Source organism: Bacillus sp. 05T21, assembly GCF_056396785.1.
The window spans coordinates 105,323-124,107 of record NZ_JBFTMD010000016.1 but is presented as its reverse complement, the minus strand read 5'-3'; the positions used below and the strand labels follow the sequence as shown (position 1 = coordinate 124,107).

The 18,785-nt window shown below is 34.2% G+C and carries 16 protein-coding genes and 5 pseudogenes; 15 read left to right on the top strand and 6 right to left on the bottom strand.

Features of this window, described 5'->3' with window-relative positions; translation table 11 throughout:
• Nucleotides 1-175: 175 nt before the first annotated feature.
• Together AC1DKZ_RS23135 and AC1DKZ_RS23130 are read left to right on the top strand one after the other, a co-directional pair.
• Nucleotides 176-1,306, top strand: a pseudogene (locus AC1DKZ_RS23135) (IS110 family RNA-guided transposase); the annotation flags it as partial.
• A 133-nt stretch (nt 1,307-1,439) separates the two neighbouring features.
• A pseudogene (locus AC1DKZ_RS23130) lies at nt 1,440-1,682 on the top strand (DDE-type integrase/transposase/recombinase); the annotation flags it as partial.
• A 405-nt stretch (nt 1,683-2,087) separates the two neighbouring features.
• Here AC1DKZ_RS23130 and AC1DKZ_RS23125 read toward each other — a convergent pair.
• Nucleotides 2,088-2,303 (bottom strand): annotated as a pseudogene (locus tag AC1DKZ_RS23125) (spore germination protein).
• A 186-nt stretch (nt 2,304-2,489) separates the two neighbouring features.
• Between AC1DKZ_RS23125 and AC1DKZ_RS23120 the strand changes: the two are divergent.
• The 3 genes from AC1DKZ_RS23120 to AC1DKZ_RS23110 all read left to right on the top strand — a co-directional run bounded on the left by AC1DKZ_RS23120 (nt 2,490) and on the right by AC1DKZ_RS23110 (nt 3,857).
• Nucleotides 2,490-2,627 (top strand): hypothetical protein, encoded by a 138-nt coding sequence (locus AC1DKZ_RS23120; RefSeq protein ID WP_219302226.1) that lies wholly within the window; start codon nt 2,490-2,492, stop codon nt 2,625-2,627.
• A gap of 16 nt (nt 2,628-2,643) precedes the next feature.
• A complete protein-coding gene (locus AC1DKZ_RS23115; protein WP_476997122.1) occupies nt 2,644-2,982 on the top strand; it encodes a DUF1064 domain-containing protein in 339 nt (112 codons plus the stop codon).
• A 344-nt stretch (nt 2,983-3,326) separates the two neighbouring features.
• Nucleotides 3,327-3,857 carry a hypothetical protein gene (locus AC1DKZ_RS23110; protein ID WP_476997121.1) on the top strand — a complete coding sequence of 177 codons (531 nt, stop codon included), beginning with the start codon at nt 3,327-3,329 and terminating at the stop codon, nt 3,855-3,857.
• A gap of 283 nt (nt 3,858-4,140) precedes the next feature.
• Here the strand turns inward: AC1DKZ_RS23110 and AC1DKZ_RS23105 are convergent, their stop codons facing one another.
• Nucleotides 4,141-4,695 carry a PRK06770 family protein gene (locus AC1DKZ_RS23105; RefSeq protein WP_431183033.1) on the bottom strand — a complete coding sequence of 185 codons (555 nt, stop codon included), beginning with the start codon at nt 4,693-4,695 and terminating at the stop codon, nt 4,141-4,143.
• A gap of 384 nt (nt 4,696-5,079) precedes the next feature.
• Nucleotides 5,080-5,679 carry a DUF6241 domain-containing protein gene (locus AC1DKZ_RS23100; RefSeq protein ID WP_476997120.1) on the bottom strand — a complete coding sequence of 200 codons (600 nt, stop codon included), beginning with the start codon at nt 5,677-5,679 and terminating at the stop codon, nt 5,080-5,082.
• Nucleotides 5,680-5,861: 182 nt separating this feature from the next.
• Here AC1DKZ_RS23100 and AC1DKZ_RS23095 point away from each other — a divergent pair.
• The 6 genes and pseudogenes from AC1DKZ_RS23095 to AC1DKZ_RS23070 all read left to right on the top strand — a co-directional run.
• Nucleotides 5,862-6,044, top strand: a pseudogene (locus tag AC1DKZ_RS23095) (helix-turn-helix domain-containing protein); the annotation flags it as partial.
• A 300-nt stretch (nt 6,045-6,344) separates the two neighbouring features.
• Nucleotides 6,345-7,121 (top strand): ABC transporter ATP-binding protein, encoded by a 777-nt coding sequence (locus tag AC1DKZ_RS23090; RefSeq protein ID WP_080025008.1) that lies wholly within the window; start codon nt 6,345-6,347, stop codon nt 7,119-7,121.
• A 12-nt stretch (nt 7,122-7,133) separates the two neighbouring features.
• Nucleotides 7,134-9,017, top strand: coding sequence for an ABC transporter permease (locus AC1DKZ_RS23085; RefSeq protein WP_219302229.1), 1,884 nt, complete (start codon nt 7,134-7,136; stop codon nt 9,015-9,017).
• A 232-nt stretch (nt 9,018-9,249) separates the two neighbouring features.
• Entirely contained in the window at nt 9,250-10,281 is a 1,032-nt protein-coding gene (locus tag AC1DKZ_RS23080) for an alpha/beta hydrolase (RefSeq protein ID WP_476997119.1), read from the top strand.
• A gap of 224 nt (nt 10,282-10,505) precedes the next feature.
• Complete coding sequence (locus AC1DKZ_RS23075; RefSeq protein WP_002141702.1) at nt 10,506-11,372, top strand: ABC transporter permease subunit; 867 nt, start codon at nt 10,506-10,508, stop codon at nt 11,370-11,372.
• A gap of 1 nt (nt 11,373) precedes the next feature.
• Nucleotides 11,374-12,378, top strand: a complete 1,005-nt coding sequence (locus tag AC1DKZ_RS23070) for an ABC transporter permease subunit (RefSeq protein WP_016092643.1) — start codon at nt 11,374-11,376, stop codon at nt 12,376-12,378.
• A 45-nt stretch (nt 12,379-12,423) separates the two neighbouring features.
• Here AC1DKZ_RS23070 and AC1DKZ_RS23065 read toward each other — a convergent pair whose 3' ends face one another.
• Together AC1DKZ_RS23065 and AC1DKZ_RS23060 are read right to left on the bottom strand one after the other, a co-directional pair.
• Nucleotides 12,424-14,124: a pyruvate oxidase gene (locus AC1DKZ_RS23065; protein WP_219302230.1), complete on the bottom strand. Its 1,701-nt coding sequence runs from the start codon at nt 14,122-14,124 to the stop codon at nt 12,424-12,426.
• Between the two features lie 82 nt (nt 14,125-14,206).
• The gene (locus tag AC1DKZ_RS23060; RefSeq protein WP_219302231.1) at nt 14,207-14,944 is read right to left on the bottom strand and encodes a ZIP family metal transporter; all 738 of its coding nucleotides are present in this window, start codon (nt 14,942-14,944) and stop codon (nt 14,207-14,209) included.
• Between the two features lie 222 nt (nt 14,945-15,166).
• Here AC1DKZ_RS23060 and merR point away from each other — a divergent pair.
• Both merR and AC1DKZ_RS23050 read left to right on the top strand, forming a co-directional pair.
• Nucleotides 15,167-15,570 (top strand): annotated as a pseudogene (gene merR, locus AC1DKZ_RS23055) (Hg(II)-responsive transcriptional regulator).
• Between the two features lie 29 nt (nt 15,571-15,599).
• Complete coding sequence (locus AC1DKZ_RS23050; RefSeq protein WP_427284052.1) at nt 15,600-16,058, top strand: putative iron-sulfur cluster-binding metallochaperone; 459 nt, start codon at nt 15,600-15,602, stop codon at nt 16,056-16,058.
• A 117-nt stretch (nt 16,059-16,175) separates the two neighbouring features.
• Here the strand turns inward: AC1DKZ_RS23050 and AC1DKZ_RS23045 are convergent, their stop codons facing one another.
• Nucleotides 16,176-16,499 carry a hypothetical protein gene (locus AC1DKZ_RS23045; RefSeq protein WP_002116589.1) on the bottom strand — a complete coding sequence of 108 codons (324 nt, stop codon included), beginning with the start codon at nt 16,497-16,499 and terminating at the stop codon, nt 16,176-16,178.
• A 208-nt stretch (nt 16,500-16,707) separates the two neighbouring features.
• Here AC1DKZ_RS23045 and AC1DKZ_RS23040 point away from each other — a divergent pair, with 208 nt between their 5' ends.
• Together AC1DKZ_RS23040 and AC1DKZ_RS23035 are read left to right on the top strand one after the other, a co-directional pair.
• Entirely contained in the window at nt 16,708-16,914 is a 207-nt protein-coding gene (locus AC1DKZ_RS23040) for a tyrosine-type recombinase/integrase (RefSeq protein WP_427284051.1), read from the top strand.
• A 232-nt stretch (nt 16,915-17,146) separates the two neighbouring features.
• Nucleotides 17,147-18,583 (top strand): YcdB/YcdC domain-containing protein, encoded by a 1,437-nt coding sequence (locus tag AC1DKZ_RS23035; protein WP_476997118.1) that lies wholly within the window; start codon nt 17,147-17,149, stop codon nt 18,581-18,583.
• Nucleotides 18,584-18,785 lie beyond the last annotated feature (202 nt).

Genomic DNA, 18,785 nt, shown 5'->3' with positions numbered 1-18,785 from the left:
AAGTGAAGAAAGGGTCGTGTATGCTTTAGGATTCCGAATCCGTAAAAAAAACTGACCTTCTTCACTTACCTTATTTGAATCAGTTTTTAGTATGTTGGTCCTCGAGATCGTGTATAAGAAATGGGAATCGATAAGTGTAAGATGAAGACTTCAACTTTACGTCAGGAGGAACCTTATGAGACACGTAATTGCATTTGATATCAGTATGGGTCAAAGTTATATGGTCATTTATAATGCACAAAAACAATGTATCTTTGAAAAAGAAATCAAACATTCAAAGTCTGAATTTGAAGAGCTACAAAAAAAGATACATGAGCTTACCAATGAAACTGGCAAATCACCTGAAATTGTGTTCGAAGCAACAGGTATTTATTCCAGGCAGCTAGAACGATTTATGCAAGATAACCAATATACATATTGTCTATTAAACCCCTTAGAAGCAAAATTACAATGTGATTCCTTACGGATYCATAAAACGGACCGAAGTGATGCACATCGACTAGCCATTACTCATTTTACAGTTACCCGAAGGGTATCTCATGGAACGGACCACTTATTCCATCAGTTAAAGTCTCTTTCGAGATTTTATAGCGAACTGGATGGAGAATTATCGATGATTCGTAGTCGTATGCACAAAGTAATTCAATTAACATTTCCTGAATTAGAAAAAATGTTCACTAGTAAATCGGATCTATTTTTAAATTTTGTTCAACTATTTCCCCATCCAGATTGTGTTTTAAATCTTTCTAAAACAATCATAAAAAATCGTATTCGTGCCAATACCAATAAAAAAATATCAACTATCATGGCAGAGAAAAAGGCAATTCAAATACTTGAAATAGCGAAAAATTCCTATCCAGCCGTTTCACAAAATGATGTCCTATGTGATCAACTCAAGGTATACGCAAGGCGTTATCAAGAACTTCTTCATCAAAAGGAACATTGCATTAACAAGATGGTACATCTTGCCGAACAACGTGCAGAATATAGTATCATTTTGAGCCTTCCTGGAATTGGGCCAAATACAGCTGTACGTTTAATGGCTGAAATAGGAGATATTACTCGTTTTGCGAATAACAAGCAATTGAATGCATATGCCGGTATTGATATACGTCGCTTTCAATCCGGTAAAACTTTTTATAAAGATAAAATTAATAAACGTGGAAATAAACATTTACGAAAACTACTTTTCCTGATTATCCAAAACATGATTAAACAACGGCGTTACGGGCGAAATCACATTATAGAGTACTACGATAAATTAAAAACGCAACCCTATAACAAATGTATTCATCATATCATATCTCCCCCTAGTAAAAAAAAGAATCATATTAGGGGTATTTAGTATGCGTTATACGTGGATACATGTGTGATATAGATTTTTGGTACTCAATCCCTCAAAAATCTATAAATACAGGTTGACTAATCGTAAGAAAAGCATACCTGATGGTATGCAACTTAGACAACAAAAGTACTTAAATAACATAGTAGAACAAGATCATCGCTTTATAAAGAAGCGAATCCGTTCTATGCTAGGATTCAAATGTTTTGACACAGCTACATCCATTCTTTCTGGAGTAGAAGCCATGCATATGATTAAAAAAGAACAGCTTGATTTACGGGACCAGTCTGTCCAAAATCAGAAAGAATTCATCCATCAATTGTTTGGACTTGCAGCATAAGATACGATTCCGTTAGGAATATATGCGCTTTATTCTCTTTTATTTTATTTTTGCACCAGAACCCTTTAATGGTGAGATATCGGAGATCAAGAAGCCGAGAAGATTATACGAGCAACTAAAATTACTATAAAAATTTCATTTTGTATGTATTTGAAAAACCAAAAGAGCACTTCATAAAAGTGCTCTCGTGACGAGTTTCATTTTCTAAAAGAAAGGAATACACCGTATCATACGAAGCTTTTCTGAAATGCGCTTGTGTTAATTAATTACTATTTGTAAAAAGAGCAGCTAGCAAAAGCTAACTGCTCGGTTCTCCAAGGGGGAACAAGGAGAAAATCTAATGTCATATACAGTATTGACGGAATATTAAGTTTTATTCAGAGGGGAAGAGGGAAATGAACAATTCTAGACTGTCCCAACTTGGTTTTGGTCTGCAATATCAGAATCGTATGTGTTTGTTGCACTAACACCGCTAAAGGTATTGGCAACAAAAGCAACATTTGATTAACCTGAACCATTATAAGCTTTTGTATTTTCCTTTGGAGAAACGTTATAAAAATCACCTAAGTTGAAAGAACCGTTACTATTTTGTACAACCATATTTCCAACAATAGATGGCATTGTTTTCACCTACTTTCTTAGAAAGTATTTAAATTAACATATGGTTTATGAGTCTAGATGTGCATCTGGATCTGAAAATTTAAAAATGAAGGTTGTTAGAAAACCTAATAAAATAATCCTTTTAATAGAAAGCGAGGTTAAAAGAATGGAAGGTAACGTAACGTAAAGCTATTAGGAACAGATGGAATGTATGGGATGGAGTTCACAGGAAGTAAGGTTAATGTTTATAACGATGAAGGATACGTAATGGAAAGTATGACAACAAGGGAGCATGTTCAGGAAGTTATTGATTTTCTTGAAGAGTGCAAAGGACAAATGGAATAGAAAGAGAGGTTACTAGTTGATTAGAAAGAGAAAGGCGACAGCCAAGAAAAAGAATGCATCACGGATCAAACAGAAGAAAGTAACTTATGACGGAATTAACTTTGATTCACAGTCAGAAATGAATTATTACAAGTATTTACAAAGCAGGGATGATGTCGGTCGCATAGGGTGTCATCCCACTTTCACTCTTATACCATCTTTTGAGATTAAGAGCAGCATAACAAAGTCAGGTAAGTCGAAGAAGTCTGCTATGAGGTTTACACCTGATTTTAAAGTAACGTACATAGAAGCTAGAAAGATGGTTATTTCTCAAGAAGAGTTTCAAGTAGATGTTTGGCATATTGAAGAAGTTTAACAAAACAAACGAACACAACGAACGAAAATAGATATAGTTAACACCAAAACGACGTCACTTTATAAATCTAATAAAATCAGTGTTTTGAATGTATACTTTTGTTGGTGTTTTCTTCGAAAATATGAAAAGTAACATTAATTCAGTGAAATCAATGTTTTGAATGTAAACTAATATTTAAAAGTTTACATTGGAACGGTTTAAGAAAAATAACATTCACTTCTTATGAAAAGTAGTCATAGGAATACATCCTTCATTGTGGGCGGATGCACATATGTATAAAAAAATACCCTTGTCCAATCCATTATCATTCTTTAGTCATTTAATATTACAAAGGGGGTGAGAACATGGAAAACAATGAAAAAATCACGTTTCGATTTGTAAAAAAAGATGGGCAAGAAATTAATTTGGGAAATCTTGATGATAAACGAAAAATTGTCATTGTCATTAATAATCAGATTACATTTGCACCGAATACAACACAAATTGCCAGTGGAGCCGGACAAAATAGTGCGGCAGGAAGTAATGCAGCAATCGATTCATCGAATACCCGACAGCAAGAAACGGTGGGCGCTGGAGGCGAAGCGATAAATAAAGGAATTAGTGGGGATCAGATTGAGCCGCATAAAATGAAAAAAGAAACTTCGGATGAAGAGGCAGAATTTGTACTCATCATCAATAATCAAATTAATAGAACCCGTGAGAAACAGGCTAGTGCTACTCAAGTGGCAAGTGGTGGTGGAGATGACAGTGCAGCGGGAACCAAGGCTGCCATCGAAAGTTCTAACACCAAACAGCAACATGCAGTGGGAGGCGGAACGGATAGTTCGGCAGTAAACACAGGTGAAGAAGGCGACCAGATAGAAAAATGCGATTAAAGAAGGAAAAATAATGTGAATTTTAAAGATTCTCTCAGCTTATCTGAGGGATTTTTTTTACTTTAATTATATTGGTAATTTGATAATAAACTTAAACCGTATGTATTCAAAGTGAACAAATAATGGATACAGGATTTGGTGCTAGCCTATAAAGAAAAGACACCCTAAGGTGCCTTCCTCCGACTTGAGATCACATCTATGTATTGAAGAAATTTAGAAAAGATAAATACAAAAAGGGAAGCTTCTAACTATAATTTATAGATGTTTATTATTCTCAAACGTACTAAAGATCTCCTGATTTATGTAAAGCGGCTGTTACTTCATCACCGAAATTATTTAAAGAGAATGTTTGCTCTTCTATCGGATCCATTTCTGTAGCTTCACCTATATTGCCGTCTTGAAGTTCCCAGAAATAGTTATGTTCTTCTACGATTTTACTAAAATCTCTATTTACCCATCCTTCAGTGATTGCTAATAGTTCTTCTTTTTTCTTGAAATCATTTTGGTTTAGAATGTTTCTTACTTTTTCTGCATTCTTTTTAGACATAGGAGTTGCTCCTCGTCCGTCATTCACTTTTACTTTTTGATGAGTCATGCTATGCATTGCTGAAATGACTTCTTCTTCAGTAGAACTTTTAGTGATGTGAAGTTGTGCATTTGAACCTTCAATTTCTGCTGCATTCGATGGTGGTTCTTCTTTATAATCAGACTCTGCAAAAGTATGCTTCTCACTACCCATTGGTACTTCAGCAAACTGTAACATTCCATAAGTCATACCAGCTGCAAGTACTATTACCCCTATAATCGATCCTAGCAAATACGTTAGCTTCTTGTCCATATTTACTTCCCCTATCTACATTTTAATATTTCATATAATATCACATGAAATTACCTTTTTATGGATATATTATTTTACCATGTTAAGTTATTTTATTCATTGAGAAATATGGTTCAAATCTATATTTTAAAAAGTTATATAGAAGAGAACAAGCTATTAATTAGGGGTAAAACCACATGCTGAGCCGATCAAGTTAAGATATCATAATACCCCAGAACGAAAATTTTGAGCATGTTGCTCGTATTTATTGTTTGGGGATAACTCGTTCTTTTAGCTTGATGGCGATGTGACACTCCCCCAAAGGAAATACCGTATTGCAGAGTAAAAACATTGTACTTCCTAGTGGAGTGAAATTCAGTTTTATTTCTATAACTCTCCATGTTTTCACTCTTTATTATGAATATCTAATCCTTCTTGACCAAAGAAATGGAGAATAAATTCTTTTTCATCACTATCAGTTTTTTTAGCTAGTTTAGATACCTCCACACTTTGCTTTTTTCCAAAACGTAAATAAAGAATTTCTCTATAGTCTTCAACTGCAGATTCGAAATTTCCATCGTACCATTTGTTCAGAATAGATTCATATTTTTGTCTTTCATCATTATTGATAACATTTAAGTTGTTTTTTAAGTATTGAATGTTTTCTTTGGTCATTTGAAATCGACCTACATCACGGGTACCAGAAACATGAAGGTTATTCCCATTGAATGTGAGTTTTTGGAAAGACATATGTATCATCATGTCATTTATAGTTTGCTCGTTTTGGATTTCTCCAATCGACTGTGCTGCCTTAGATAAATCATCTTTACTTACTACATAAATATCTTTTTGTTGCTTTTGAATGGTTTGAACTTTTGGTTTTTCCTGAACCTTTTCTTCTTGTTTAGGTTTTGATTCAGTTGCAGTTTTCTCATTTGAGCTACAAGCAGCCATACTCATAAGCAATGTACCGCATGTTAACGCTTTAAGTAACTTTCTTTTCATTTTTTTCCCTCCGATCTGTATTAGTTATTTTAAATAGTTCGTTTTAAAATGTAAGATTTCTCATCTCATAGTAGCAAACGATTTATTTGTATATTGTCATATTTTGTCGAAGAGTAATAAAAAAAGACACCCTAAGGTGCCTTCCTCCGACTTGAACCACGTTCATTGGAGGTGTTTTTCATTTGAAGGGAAGAGTACATTACCCAGAAGAAGTAAAGTGGAAAGTGATTGAGTTGAAAAAGGAGGGTTATTCAAATCGCACCATTATGGAAATACTCGGAATTAAAAATGTTTCCCAAATTAAGACATGGATGAAATGGTATCGTACAGATCAAACTTATCGTTTTCAACAACCTGCAGGAAAATAATATCCTTTTGGAAATGGGCCAAAAAAGCTAAGCGAATTGAGCAGATGGTTTAGGTGTTTTGATATGTGTCCCGTTTTCGGGGTTCACTTCAAAGTGGTGTGTTTTCTTTTTTACCTTACAAAATTGTAAGGTAAATGTAAGGGAAATCGAATGAACGGATTTTAGAAAAATGAGAATATTAAGAAGTGATATGATTCATATTTCTTTTGAGATTGAAAAGTTAAAAAACTCTTAAGGATTTATATGACAAAAAGATAAGAAATATATGAGAAATTAATACTATACAAAAGGGATGGAGTGAAAGAGATGTCAACAAATGTAGTTACTGTAGAAAGTGTAGAAAAAACGTATGGGAAAAGAAATGAGAATCAGTCAAAAGCATTAAGGGGTGTTTCATTAAGTATTAAAGAAGGAGAGTTTGTAGGGATTATGGGTCCTTCTGGATCTGGTAAAACGACATTACTAAATGTGATTAGTACACTTGATCAAGCGACAGGGGGTAGTGTAACAATAGCTGGCACAAATATTACTTCTATGAAGGGGAATGCGTTATCAGATTTTCGTTCTCAAAAATTAGGATTTATTTTTCAAGACTTTAATCTACTAGAAAATTTATCAATTTATGAAAATATCGCTTTACCACTTTCCCTGCAAGGCGTACCGTCAAGTGAGATTACTGGAAAAGTCAATGAAGTAGCAAAGAAATTAGGGATTACTGAAATTTTAACAAAATATCCGACTGCTGTTTCTGGTGGACAAAAGCAAAGAACAGCGGCAGCACGAGCTTTAGTACATAATCCGGCAATCGTATTAGCAGATGAACCGACAGGAGCACTTGATAGTAAAAATGCAAAAAGTTTATTAGAAGCGATGCAAGATTTACATGAAAATCACAATGTCAGTATTTTAATGGTTACACACGATGCATTTAGTGCGAGTTATTGTGAGCGTATTCTATTTATTCAAGATGGTCTACTTTATAAAGAGTTAAATCGTCAAGGAACACGAGAAAATTTCTATCAAGATATTTTAGGTGTGCTTGCCCAAATGGGCTCAGCAACTGAGTCGAAGTAAGGAGGCGAGACTATGTTATTCAAATTATCACGTCATAGTATGAAAAAAATGTTAAAGGATTATATGGTGTTACTTATTGGTCTCGTTATTAGTATTAGTATTTTTTACATGTTCCAAACGATGGCGATGAATAGTGAATTTACAAAAGATAATAGTCTCATTAGTAGTATTAGGCTCGTCTTCTGGGTTGGTGCAATATTGCTTTCTTTCATTACAGTTTTTTACATCATATATGCCAATTCTTTTTTACTTACATTAAGAAGAAAAGAACTCGGTATGTACATGATGCTTGGAGCGAAAAAGAAAAAAGTAGCGCAATTATTATTTATTGAGACTTTTGGTATGGGTATTGTCAGTATTATTATCGGTATTTTAGTAGGAATAGTACTTGCTAGTGTAGCAGGAAATTTTTTAATGAATGGAATGGAAATTTCAGCAAAAGGTAATTACGCATCTGTGTACACACCAGCTATATTAGTTACATCTATTTTCTTCTTAATATTATTTTTCATTACTGGTTTAATGAATAGTTTCCGATTATTACGTAAAACAGAATTAGAATTAATACGTGAAGATGAAACGCAAGATGAGGTGAAGAAAAGTAAGACTCGCACTGTTATTATGACAGTACTAGGTGTATTGCTAGTAAGTACAGGATACTATTTTATGGTGAATATAAAAATGTTTGCTGAACTAGGATTTATAATAGCGACAATTGTTACGACAGTAGGAACGTATTTCATTTTTAGCTCATTACTCCCACTTTTTGTAATGAAAATTAAGGGAAATAAAAAACGAAATGAAACGGGATTAAATAGTTTTACTTATGCACAGTTACGTTTTCGAGTAACTAGTTTATCGAGAGTACTAGGCACTGTAGCGATGTTAATTGCATTAGGTGCAGGTGCAATGACAGCAGGTATGGCGTTTCAAAAGAATGTGGGCATTATGACAGACTTCTCACGTGTATATGATGTCGTAATTCATGATCCAAATGAACAAGATAAAGCGGCATTAAAAGAAATGGAAATTGTTGAAGAAAGCAAGTATAAGTATAAAGTAGATGGAGAAGCGGTTTATTATTTACGTAACGACTTAACTGAAAAACCACCACTTATTTCAGATCATTTTGATACAAAGACTTTAAAAGAACCTGCTCGTAAACGTGTGGCTGCACCTTTAACTGAACCTGTCTATTCTGCTTTGGAAGCTCCTGAAGTAGCGAATAAGCTTCCTCGTATGCCAAAAGATTGGGAAGATGCGGTTGTAAGAGAGATACAAATTACACATAATCAGTTTAACGGAAAACCGGTAAGAATTGCAGATGAAGAGCATTACAAAGGAATTCAAGGAACAGAACATACTGTAACATTAGCAAAAGTAGATGATATGAAAAAATATAAACCGTTATTGACAGAAATTGATAAGAGGCAAAAAGAACAAATTGAAAAAACAACAGGTACAAAAGTAGACTTATTTACGAAAATGACAATTTATCAATTTATGAACAGTTTCATGAGCGGAACAATGTTTATGGGATTTTTCCTTGGAATTGCGTTTTTAGCAATGATGGCGAGTTCTCTTATGTTCAAAATATTAACAGGAGCTTCTCGTGATGTACGCCGTTATGAAATGTTACGGAAAATCGGTGTGAGACGTAGTATGTTAACAAAAAGTATATATAAAGAAATCTCATATTTATTTATCTTCCCAGCAATTATTGGAATTTCCCACGTGTTAGTAGGGCTTAACTTATTCAGCTTCATATTAGTTGACCCATTTGTAAAAGTGTGGATGCCAATAGGAATCTTCATAGTAATTTATTTCATTTATTATTGGATTACTGTCCAACTTTATAAAGGTATGGTAATGCCGAAAGAAAAGATAGCGAAATAGGAAAACAATTGAGTCCTTGTTATGAAAACAAGGGCTTTTTCTGTGTTTGTGATACATAAATACGTGTATGCGAGATGTTTTCAAGTCTTTCTGTAATGAATATATAGAAAATTAAGGAAATGTTAAGGGTTTATGTAGTGGAAAGTTAAGAAGTGTATGGGAGACTAATAATGTAAAAACAAATTTAGATGGAATTGATATTTTTATAAATTTAAAGGAAAGGAAACGTTGTATGAGGAAGATAAAAAAATTAATAAAACTTATCGGAGTCATTACTAAACTATTACTAATCATAGCGTTGGTATTTCCTACATGGACCTCACAAATAAGGGTCAAAAACAGTATAAGTACATTAGAACAAGTAGAGATAAATGGAACTGGTCATGAAATTATGATACGCGGCAAAGATAAGAGTAATCCAGTTATTATCTTTGTACATGGTGGACCAGGTTCTTCGGAAATACCATATGCTCAAAAATACCAAGACTTATTGGAAGAGAAATTCACGGTTGTCAATTACGATCAAAGAGCAAGTGGAAAATCGTATCATTTCTTTGAAGACTATTCTAACCTTTCATCAGATCTACTCGTGGAGGATTTATTAGCTATGACGGATTACGTTTCAAAACGTCTAGGCAAAGAAAAAGTAATTTTAATAGGCCATTCTTATGGTACATATATTGGAATACAGGCTGCCAACAAAGCTCCTGAAAAATATGAAGCATATATTGGCATTGGACAGATGAGCGATACAGTAGAAAGTGAGATGGATAGTTTAAACTACGTTATTGAACAGGCACAAAATGCTGGGAATGCGGATGAGGTTTCACATTTAAAAGGGTTAACTGAAAAAATTAAAAATGGTGATACATATACCCCGCGAAATTATGTTGCGAAATATGGTGGAACATCAAGACTCATTGAAAATCCAGATGGTGATAACATGGGGATGTTATTCAGTAATGAATATAACTTGTTAGATGTAATTCGTTATAACGTTGGATTATCACACTCTCAAACTGTCTTATTAGAAAAAGACTTAAAGAATCCATTACCTACTAAAGTAACTAAACTGAAGTTACCGCTTTATTTTCTTATGGGTAAATATGACTATAATACTTCATTTCATGCAGCTAAACAGTATTTTGATAGGATTGAAGCGAATCAAAAAGACTTTATAGCTTTTGAAAACTCAGCACATTACCCTCAATTTGAAGAGAAGGAAAAGTTTTATGAGTGGTTGTGTGATACATTCGTAAAATGAAATTAAATAAAAAAGCACTTATTTTAAAAATAAGTGCTTTTTTATAGTATTTAATCGATCAAGAAGGAAAATGTTGGATAATAGTCGAAAGATATAATACAACTTCAGAGAAATGGCGAGAATCGATATGTTTTGTCGAGAGAGGAGTTATTTTATTAAAAGATATAGGTACTATACATAGTTTTAGTTTCTGAATATTCATTTAAATAGAAGGGGTAATAGTTATGTTCATTCGAATTGGTAAGTGGTGTGGGGTTACTTGTTTACAATTATTTGCTGCAATCTTATGTATAATCTGTCTAGGTGCGCTCCCTCGGTTATTTAAGGGATTACAAATTGATTTAATCGGTTTTTGGAATGCAATTATATATGTTGGTGAGAAAGTACTTCACCCAACTGAAATTACATATGGTTTTCAAGCGCCGAGAAAATTATTTCCGCAAATTTGGATCCATTATATTGAAACGATGATAGTATTTCTTTCAGCATTTTTACTTTCTTTATGTATAGCGTATGTACTTGTTGTTTTTGTACTGCAGCGAACTCATATGAAACAAAGAATATGGAATGGGATTTTTCTTACCCTTGAGAGCATACCAGATATTTTACTTATTTTATTATCGCAACTTCTTGTCGTAATTATTTTTCAAAAAACAGGGTTTATGCCAATCAAACTGGCTGGATTAGGGGAAGAAAGAGTACGTTTGTTACCGATTATATGTCTTACAATACCAACAACGTTATTGTTTATTAAACTTTTGTTATTAAGGTTCAGAGAAGAATTAGAGAAAGATTATAGTATGTTTGCCAAGAGTAAAGGGTTAAGCTTACGGCATATTTTGACACATCATATTTCAAGAAATGTTTTATTGACGACAGTTTATTATGCGAAAACAAATATTTTATTTATGCTATCCAATTTATATATTATTGAATGGATTTTTAACACATATGGAATGTTTGTATTTGTAAAGGAACATTCGAACATAGAAATTTTCACAGTAAGTTTAATTATATTATATGTACCGATCTTTATCTTGTTTCGTTTATTACATACGCTTTTGCAAAATGTTATAAAGGAGCGTGCGTAATATGTGGCAAGTTGTTAAAAAAGATGTAAGGTTTTGGTTTGGTGTAACCTTTTTAAGTGTCCTTATGATTGTTAGTATTGGGAATACGTTGTTTTTCGATGGGAATATTCGTGAACTAACGATGATGTATAACGCAAAAGGAGAATTAGAGGTTGCTCCGTTTTCACCATCGAGTAAATTTTGGTTCGGAAGTGATGCGAAAGGCCGCGATCTTTTTCAACTAATAATAGAGGGAGCGAAATGGACGGTTGGTGCGAGTTTAATTATAGCGATTTTACGAGTAATTATTGGAGGGGGCATAGGCTTACTTCTCGGTATGTATAGTCGGCGTTCTTTTCCAATTATTTCGTCCTTTTTTGACCCATTCAGCATTGTACCAATGGTTATGATTTCCTATTTTATATTAAGGGGAGTTTTAATGTTCGACAGTGGAGAGGCAGCTGCTCCGTTTCATTTGCGAGTTGCGTTTCAAATTATAGTTCTTGCATGTCTTGCAGTACCGACAGTTATGTTGTATGTAGCGCAAGAAGTCAAGCGTATTAAGAAAGAAGAATTTATGTTGGCGGCCACTGTGCTCGGCGGAAGTAAGTGGCAGAGGTTGAAACGCCATGTATGGCCGCATATGTTACCATCATTTCTTTTATTAGTAGCCCAGCAATTTGTAAGTACTTTATTACTCCTCTTGCATCTTGGTTTGTTGGAATTATTTTTTGGCGGAACAATAATTTTTGGCGCTATAGATGCAGATAGTGTAACAAAGGAATGGACTGGCCTAATTGGTCAAAACTTCCGTCACTTAACTACTCATACATGGATTGTACTTATTCCGATTGCTTTTTATAGTATGACAATTTTGTCAGGAAATCTTATTAGTAATAGTATGCAAGATGCGATTAAACTAGGAAATGTAAGAATGCCGAAGAGGAAGGATAAAGAAGTGAAAGTAGAGAAGCAAGTACAACCTACTATGAATGATTTTTCTTTCTATAAAGAGGTACAAAAATAAAGAAAGATAGCTGAAGACAAATTGTTTTCAGCTATCTTTTTTTGTTTAAAGTGGTGGTAAATCAATCTTACCTTCTTCAAATAATTCTTTTATCATATGTTTCGTATAACCAGCTGCTTGACCAAATGTGATTTTTGCTGGCATTGGTGCTTCATTTACATCTACAACTACATCAATAATGCATGGTTTACTTTGTTTTACCGCATTTTCAAAGGCAGGAAGTAAGTCATCTAAATGTTCTACACGGTATCCAATACCACCGCACGCCTCTGCGTATTTTGCGAAATCAGGATTCGTTAAGTCTGTACCAAATTCAATATTCCCCATAACTTCTTGTTCGAATTTAATCATAGCAATTTTATTATTGTTTAATACAATGACAACGATTGGTAGTTTATATTTAACAGCTGTTACGAAATCATTCATTGTCATTCCAAATCCGCCGTCACCACAAACTGCAAACACTTGTTTATCCGGGAAAGCAATTTGTCCAGCAAGTGCACCAGGTAAACCGCAGCCAAGTGTTGCAAGCCAACTAGAAATGATAAATTTCTGGTTTGTCATACGGAAGTGCCTTGCAGTCCATACTGTTACATTTCCGACATCGACTGAAAGAATTGCGTCATCTTCTGCTACTTTCTGCAGTGCATGCATAACTCGTTGTGGTTTAATTGGAGTAGAAGAATCTTCTTCTTGAGTGTGTAATTTTTCTTCCCACTTTTTCATCATTTCTTGATGATGCTCTAAGAAGGAATGATCCTCGTGTTTTTCTACATTTTCAATTAACCATTTTAATGTTTTATCAGCATCACCAGCTAAGCCGATATCTGTCGTATAACGTTTCCCGATTTGTGCAGGGTCTGTATCAATATGAAGTGTTTTTGCTTTTTCGGGCAAGAAACCAGTGAACGGATAAGAAGTACCAACCATAATTAAAGTATCTGCATGCTTCATTGCTTCATAAGAAGGTTTCGTCCCGATTAATCCTAATCCACCGATACAAAGAGGGTGTTCATCAGGAACAATCCCTTTAGCTGGTAATGTAAGTACGATTGGAGCACCGATATGTTCTGCAAATGCAAGTAAAGAATCTCTCGCATGTTTAGCTCCTTTTCCGGCTAAAATAACAGGTTTTTTTGCTTCATTAAGTGCGAGTTTCGCTACAGCTAAATCTTCTTCTTGCGGAAATATTTCTGGTAATGTAAAGGAAGAGTTTGTAATGCGCGCACCATTTTTCACTTCAAATTTTGGAACATCATCTGGAATTGTAAGAACAGAGACACCTTTTTTTGTATATGCCATTCGAATCGCTTGATTAACTACAGCAGGTAACTGTTCAGCTGACATTATTCGTTGGTTATAAACCGCGACATCATCAAACATTCTTTCTAAGTTTACTTCTTGGAAAAAATCCGTTCCGAGTAAATCACTTTCGACTTGTCCTGAAATTGCTAATACGGGAGCTTGATCGAGTTTCGCATCATATAAACCATTTAATAAATGAATAGCTCCAGGTCCTGCAATAGCCATACAAACACCAAGTTTTCCTGTTAATTTCGCATAGGCTGCCGCTGCTAACGCACCAGCTTCTTCATGGCGAACTTGAATAAATTTAATTTTATCTTGTTTTTTTCTTAAAGCTTCAATAATAGAATTAATGGAATCTCCAGGCATACCATATATGTGTTCTACACCCCAGTCAATTAAAAGATCCACTAATGCTTCACCGGCTGTTTTTCCAAACATAATCGTTCCTCCTTATAATAGGTAGATACTATTATGTTTTGGAGAAAAAGGGAAAATATACAAATGATATAACTTATTTGTTTTAATGATGTCCAGTGAAAAGAGTGAAGGCTATTATTAGTAAAAATCCACTAATAGACCACGATAGAAACGGAAGGAAAGGTAGCTGTTTTTTTGCTTTCCAAAGCATTTCGTGAATTGTGACATAGCCAAGAGAACCAATTGCGCTTCCCATAATAAGTCCTTGTAAATGAAGAGCTTTCCCGTCCATCATAATGCCAAAAACAGTACCGGTCCCTAGGATGAGAGAAAGTAATAAAGTTGTTAATAAAAATGAAATGTATTTATGTTTTGTAAAAAGAAATGGAATAATTAAAGCTAACCCTTCTGGAATATGGTGAATGACAATCGCAAGTAAGAAAGGAATGGCAGAGTCATTATGATTTATAAACGCTGTTCCTAACGCAAATCCACTCGGCATATTATGAATGAATATAGCGAAAGAAAGAAAAAGGAAGGTTTGCCATGCTTGTTGATCTTTCTTATGTATAATCGGATGATGACAATAGTTATCTAATAAGCTCATAACTAAAATACCGATAGCTATACCGAGCATAGGCCCAATTATTTCATAGCTTGAAAATGTTTCAGGAATAATTTCAAGTGATAAAAGCCCAAGCAAAATCCCACCACATAATGCGTATAAGCGATGCATCTTTTCTTCAATTAGTTGGCGTGTTGCTACTCCAACAGCACCTCCTAATAGTAATCCACCGAACGAAAAAAACGTAACGATTATAGGAATCCATAAACGTTCCATATCATCACACTCCAATTCTATCCCCGTGTTTTCAGCTTACTAATGGGGGAGGAAGATTAGTCCAAATAATTGTGTTTGATTATAGAGAAAAATCTATCAACTCGTTATAATTTATATATTGAATTTAAATGGATGTAATAAAAGATAGTATTACGAAGAAGTAGTAAATTAGAGCATAGTTAACAACTGTTTCTATTTTATACATATAATCGATCATTTCAGATACAACGAAACAGATGTCGCTTTAACAAGGAGACCATTCGATACTATGAACGATTAGGCTTAATTCCAGAGCCTAATCGTACCGAAAAAGGATACCGAATGTATTCCCTACAAATGGTCGATCGTTTGAATTTCATAAAACGGACGCAGGAATTGGGGTTTACCTTAAATGAAATTGACAAATTGCTAGGGGGTGTCGATCGCAATGAAGCAAAGTGCGGTGACATATATGATTTCACTGTTCTTAAATTAGAGGACATCCAACGTAAAATTCAAGACCTTAAAAAAATTAAACAACTGTTGATAGACCTTAAGGAAAGATGTCCGAAAGCAAAGATATTTACGAATGTCCTATTATCGAAACTTTAATGGATTCAGAAAAGAAAGCAGAAGAATATTTATAAAAATAATAAATTGTAAAGGTGGAAGAATAATGGAAGATTGTTGTAGTAACCTTAAAGGAATAAAAATTGAAAATAATGGTCATTGTCCATCATGTAAAAATAAAGCTAAGAATGTAAAGTTGATTACATTAAAATCATTGCTTAAACCATCTGCATTAGAAACATTAAATGTTAAAGAAAATCACTATTTTTGTTCAAACGAAGATTGTGATGTAGTCTATTTTGATACGAATAATAAAAAATACTTTGTATCTGCCATAAAGGTAGCTGTACATCAAAAAGATGACTCAGCAACTACACCAATTTGTTATTGTTTTGATTGGACAAAAGAAAAAATTAAACAATATGTGGAAAATGGACTTACTCCTAATCCAGTAGAGCATATTCGCGAAAACATAAGAGAAAACCGATGTGGTTGTGAAGTAAACAATCCACAAGGTAGTTGTTGTTTAGGCAATGTTACAACTTATATTAGAAAAATGTCATAAGGAACCTAAATGTTGTTTTTTTTACCAAAATATTTGGGGTATTTCAAAATCTTAAGTTGATGGGTATGTGACGGTGCCCCATGCTCACCAAGCTAGTTAGTGTATGTTAAGTAAACCTTATGGATTTGTATATCTCATCCATCCACTTTCAGATTGTTTCGCTTTATACTTCCCATAAGACAGAAGCTTCATTGCCGAGCGATTGGCCGCATGAAAAACCAAGTTCAGCTTCCATTCTTCCTCCATTTCACTGGGATAGGTGGTGGATTCATAAACATAATAACCCGCCATGATACAGGGGACTACTTGCTCCGGTTCAAATCCATAAGCAGTTGCATCATCCACAACCAAATCAATGAGGCATCGGTTTCCATCTTTAACTTTTTTCTGGAGTAATTTTTTTACCGATCCTGGTACTAATTCTAATATTTTATCCTTCATGTCAGTCACCTCATCTTTTATCGTGTCCAGAGAGCCTGGGGATATGTGTCAAACAGAATGAAATGCCAACCGTAATTGCACAGGTTTAACAAGATCTTAAGGACTATATCACCCTAAAAGGGAAAATGGCTTTAAATCCAAGAAATCTGGTGAGACAGGGAGAAACGTATTCGTTCATTTTGCAGTCGATTGGAATGAAACAATTCAAATGTATATCGAATCGTGCCGTGCCGGGATTAAAAAGAGTATTCATCCTCATCAATTACGTCACAGCTATGCTACACATATGATTAACAACGGTGCGCCACTTGAAGTAATACAAAGCTTACTTGGTCATAAGAAGAGTGAAACCACGAGAATATATGCTCAGCTGAGCGGAAAGCTGAGACACGATTTTTATAGTGAATATTTTTGAAAGCTACTGAAATTAATCTTTAATCAAAATCGAGGCGTGCATATATAAAGACGTATCTTTTTGAATTGGGCCACTTAATGGAATATGCAGGAATTTCTTGAAAAAGTTTCGAAGTAGTTATTATACTGACGTTATTCAAAGGAGCAAGAAAATATATCAATTCTTTTAAGTAATGTAAAATTAAAATAGTTGAGAAAGAGAAAGAAATATCAAAAATACAGAGGTGGCTTGCTTGCTAAGAGAAGAATTAAAGAAACGTGCAATATCGATGGTCCAAATTCCTAGTCATTTTCAACCTCTCATAGAGGAGTATGTTGAGCGAGAGAATGGAGAAGGCGAGGCTATTTTTTCATGGACAAACGAAGAACAAGATGAGGGTATTACTGTTAATCTAGATTTATCTGGTAATTTGATTGGTTTAACAATTGATAATAACGATAAAAATTCAGATGTGATTCCTTTAAATATAGAGGGAAAAAGAGAATGTGCCGAACAATTCTTACTTAGCAATTATCCTGAAGCATTAAAAGATTTAACATACTATAAAACAAAAAAAATTACTTGTGCAGACCGTTTTTACTATGAACAAATCGTTATGGACTTACCGTTAGAACATGCTGGTTGTTATATTGATATAGACCTCGCGGGGAATATTGTTAACTTTACATATAAAGGTGTAAAAAGGATTCTTGTTATTCCAAAAATGTTGATTTCAAAAGAAAAACTGGTTGAACACGTACAAAATAGACTTAATTTTCAACTGACAATTGCAAAGTTGTCTACTGCTACTCATGATGTAGCAGTAGATGGACTCCGTCTTGTGTACGAACCTGAGCAATTTTTTATGAAATATAAAGCTGACGTTTTGAAACCAACGTTAACGATTATACATGACGAAGACGCTCCGCAAACATATGTCTTGCTTACTCCTCCTTCGAGTACGACCGTACGAAAAGATTTATCTATTGAAGATATCATTGGTATTACCGAGAGGATGGAAGTCATTCGTGAAGTAGATATTGGAGAAGAAACGGGCATAGTGTGGCGTAATCGAGACTGGGAGATGAAGGAAGCGGATTTATCTATAAATGGCTTTTTCAAAAGACAGTCAGAAGATACAGTTAAAGCCTTCATTTCAAAGAAAACTGGTAAAATCAGAGGCTTTATGTGGTTTAATGAACGAAGTGGTGATCTTAGACTTAGTCGTGAGGCATGTTATCAAAAAGCCATTGCGTGTTTACAAATGATTGTTCCAGATTATTATCGGTATTTACAACTGATTGTTCGAGAAAACGAGGAAGAAGAGGATGATTCTTCAATGAAAAAATCATTTACATTCCATATGCATAACGGCCATGGTATACCAATTCAACTTGAATTAGTTATGGTTGTTGTTAATCGTCAAACAGGGCAGGTTGATCATTATAGTGGACCGCGTTTTGATATGGAACAATTGAGCCAAATCCCTGTTGAACCGGTTATTTCAAAAAAAGAAGCAGGTGAAATATTTATCAATCATTTGGACTTTGAATTAGCTTGGAACAAAAATTATGATAGTGAAACAGAATCCTATATCCTTGTTTATCGAGCGTGTGATCGTCATTCCAGGACCTCCATCCAGTACATTGATGCCATGACTGGAGCAGTTATTTCCAATATAGATAAATAACATGTGATGACGTCAAATTGCACAGGTTCAAAGGGACAAAATTAACTAACCAAACTACAACTATGTTTTCTTATTCAACTAAATCTATAGTTAATTAAGGATTAAGTGATTTTAAGATAGTTATTCCATTAAAGGGCGCGATTGTTGAACAATACAGACAGAAAATGATCAAACTTTTTTTATAAAAGCTAAATAATTAATC

Bases quoted from the DNA above. Each gene is read 5' to 3' on its own strand.
- AC1DKZ_RS23040 (WP_427284051.1), top strand. From the start codon at position 16,708: ATGTATATCGAATCGTGCCGTGCCGGGATTAAAAAGAGTATTCATCCT.
- AC1DKZ_RS23045 (WP_002116589.1), bottom strand. From the start codon at position 16,499: ATGAAGGATAAAATATTAGAATTAGTACCAGGATCGGTAAAAAAATTA.
- AC1DKZ_RS23065 (WP_219302230.1), bottom strand. From the start codon at position 14,124: ATGTTTGGAAAAACAGCCGGTGAAGCATTAGTGGATCTTTTAATTGAC.
- AC1DKZ_RS23100 (WP_476997120.1), bottom strand. From the start codon at position 5,679: ATGAAAAGAAAGTTACTTAAAGCGTTAACATGCGGTACATTGCTTATG.
- AC1DKZ_RS23075 (WP_002141702.1), top strand. From the start codon at position 10,506: ATGTTCATTCGAATTGGTAAGTGGTGTGGGGTTACTTGTTTACAATTA.
- AC1DKZ_RS23085 (WP_219302229.1), top strand. From the start codon at position 7,134: ATGTTATTCAAATTATCACGTCATAGTATGAAAAAAATGTTAAAGGAT.
- AC1DKZ_RS23050 (WP_427284052.1), top strand. From the start codon at position 15,600: ATGGAAGATTGTTGTAGTAACCTTAAAGGAATAAAAATTGAAAATAAT.
- AC1DKZ_RS23105 (WP_431183033.1), bottom strand. From the start codon at position 4,695: ATGGACAAGAAGCTAACGTATTTGCTAGGATCGATTATAGGGGTAATA.
- AC1DKZ_RS23120 (WP_219302226.1), top strand. From the start codon at position 2,490: ATGTATGGGATGGAGTTCACAGGAAGTAAGGTTAATGTTTATAACGAT.
- AC1DKZ_RS23060 (WP_219302231.1), bottom strand. From the start codon at position 14,944: ATGGAACGTTTATGGATTCCTATAATCGTTACGTTTTTTTCGTTCGGT.
- AC1DKZ_RS23070 (WP_016092643.1), top strand. From the start codon at position 11,374: ATGTGGCAAGTTGTTAAAAAAGATGTAAGGTTTTGGTTTGGTGTAACC.
- AC1DKZ_RS23110 (WP_476997121.1), top strand. From the start codon at position 3,327: ATGGAAAACAATGAAAAAATCACGTTTCGATTTGTAAAAAAAGATGGG.
- AC1DKZ_RS23080 (WP_476997119.1), top strand. From the start codon at position 9,250: ATGAGGAAGATAAAAAAATTAATAAAACTTATCGGAGTCATTACTAAA.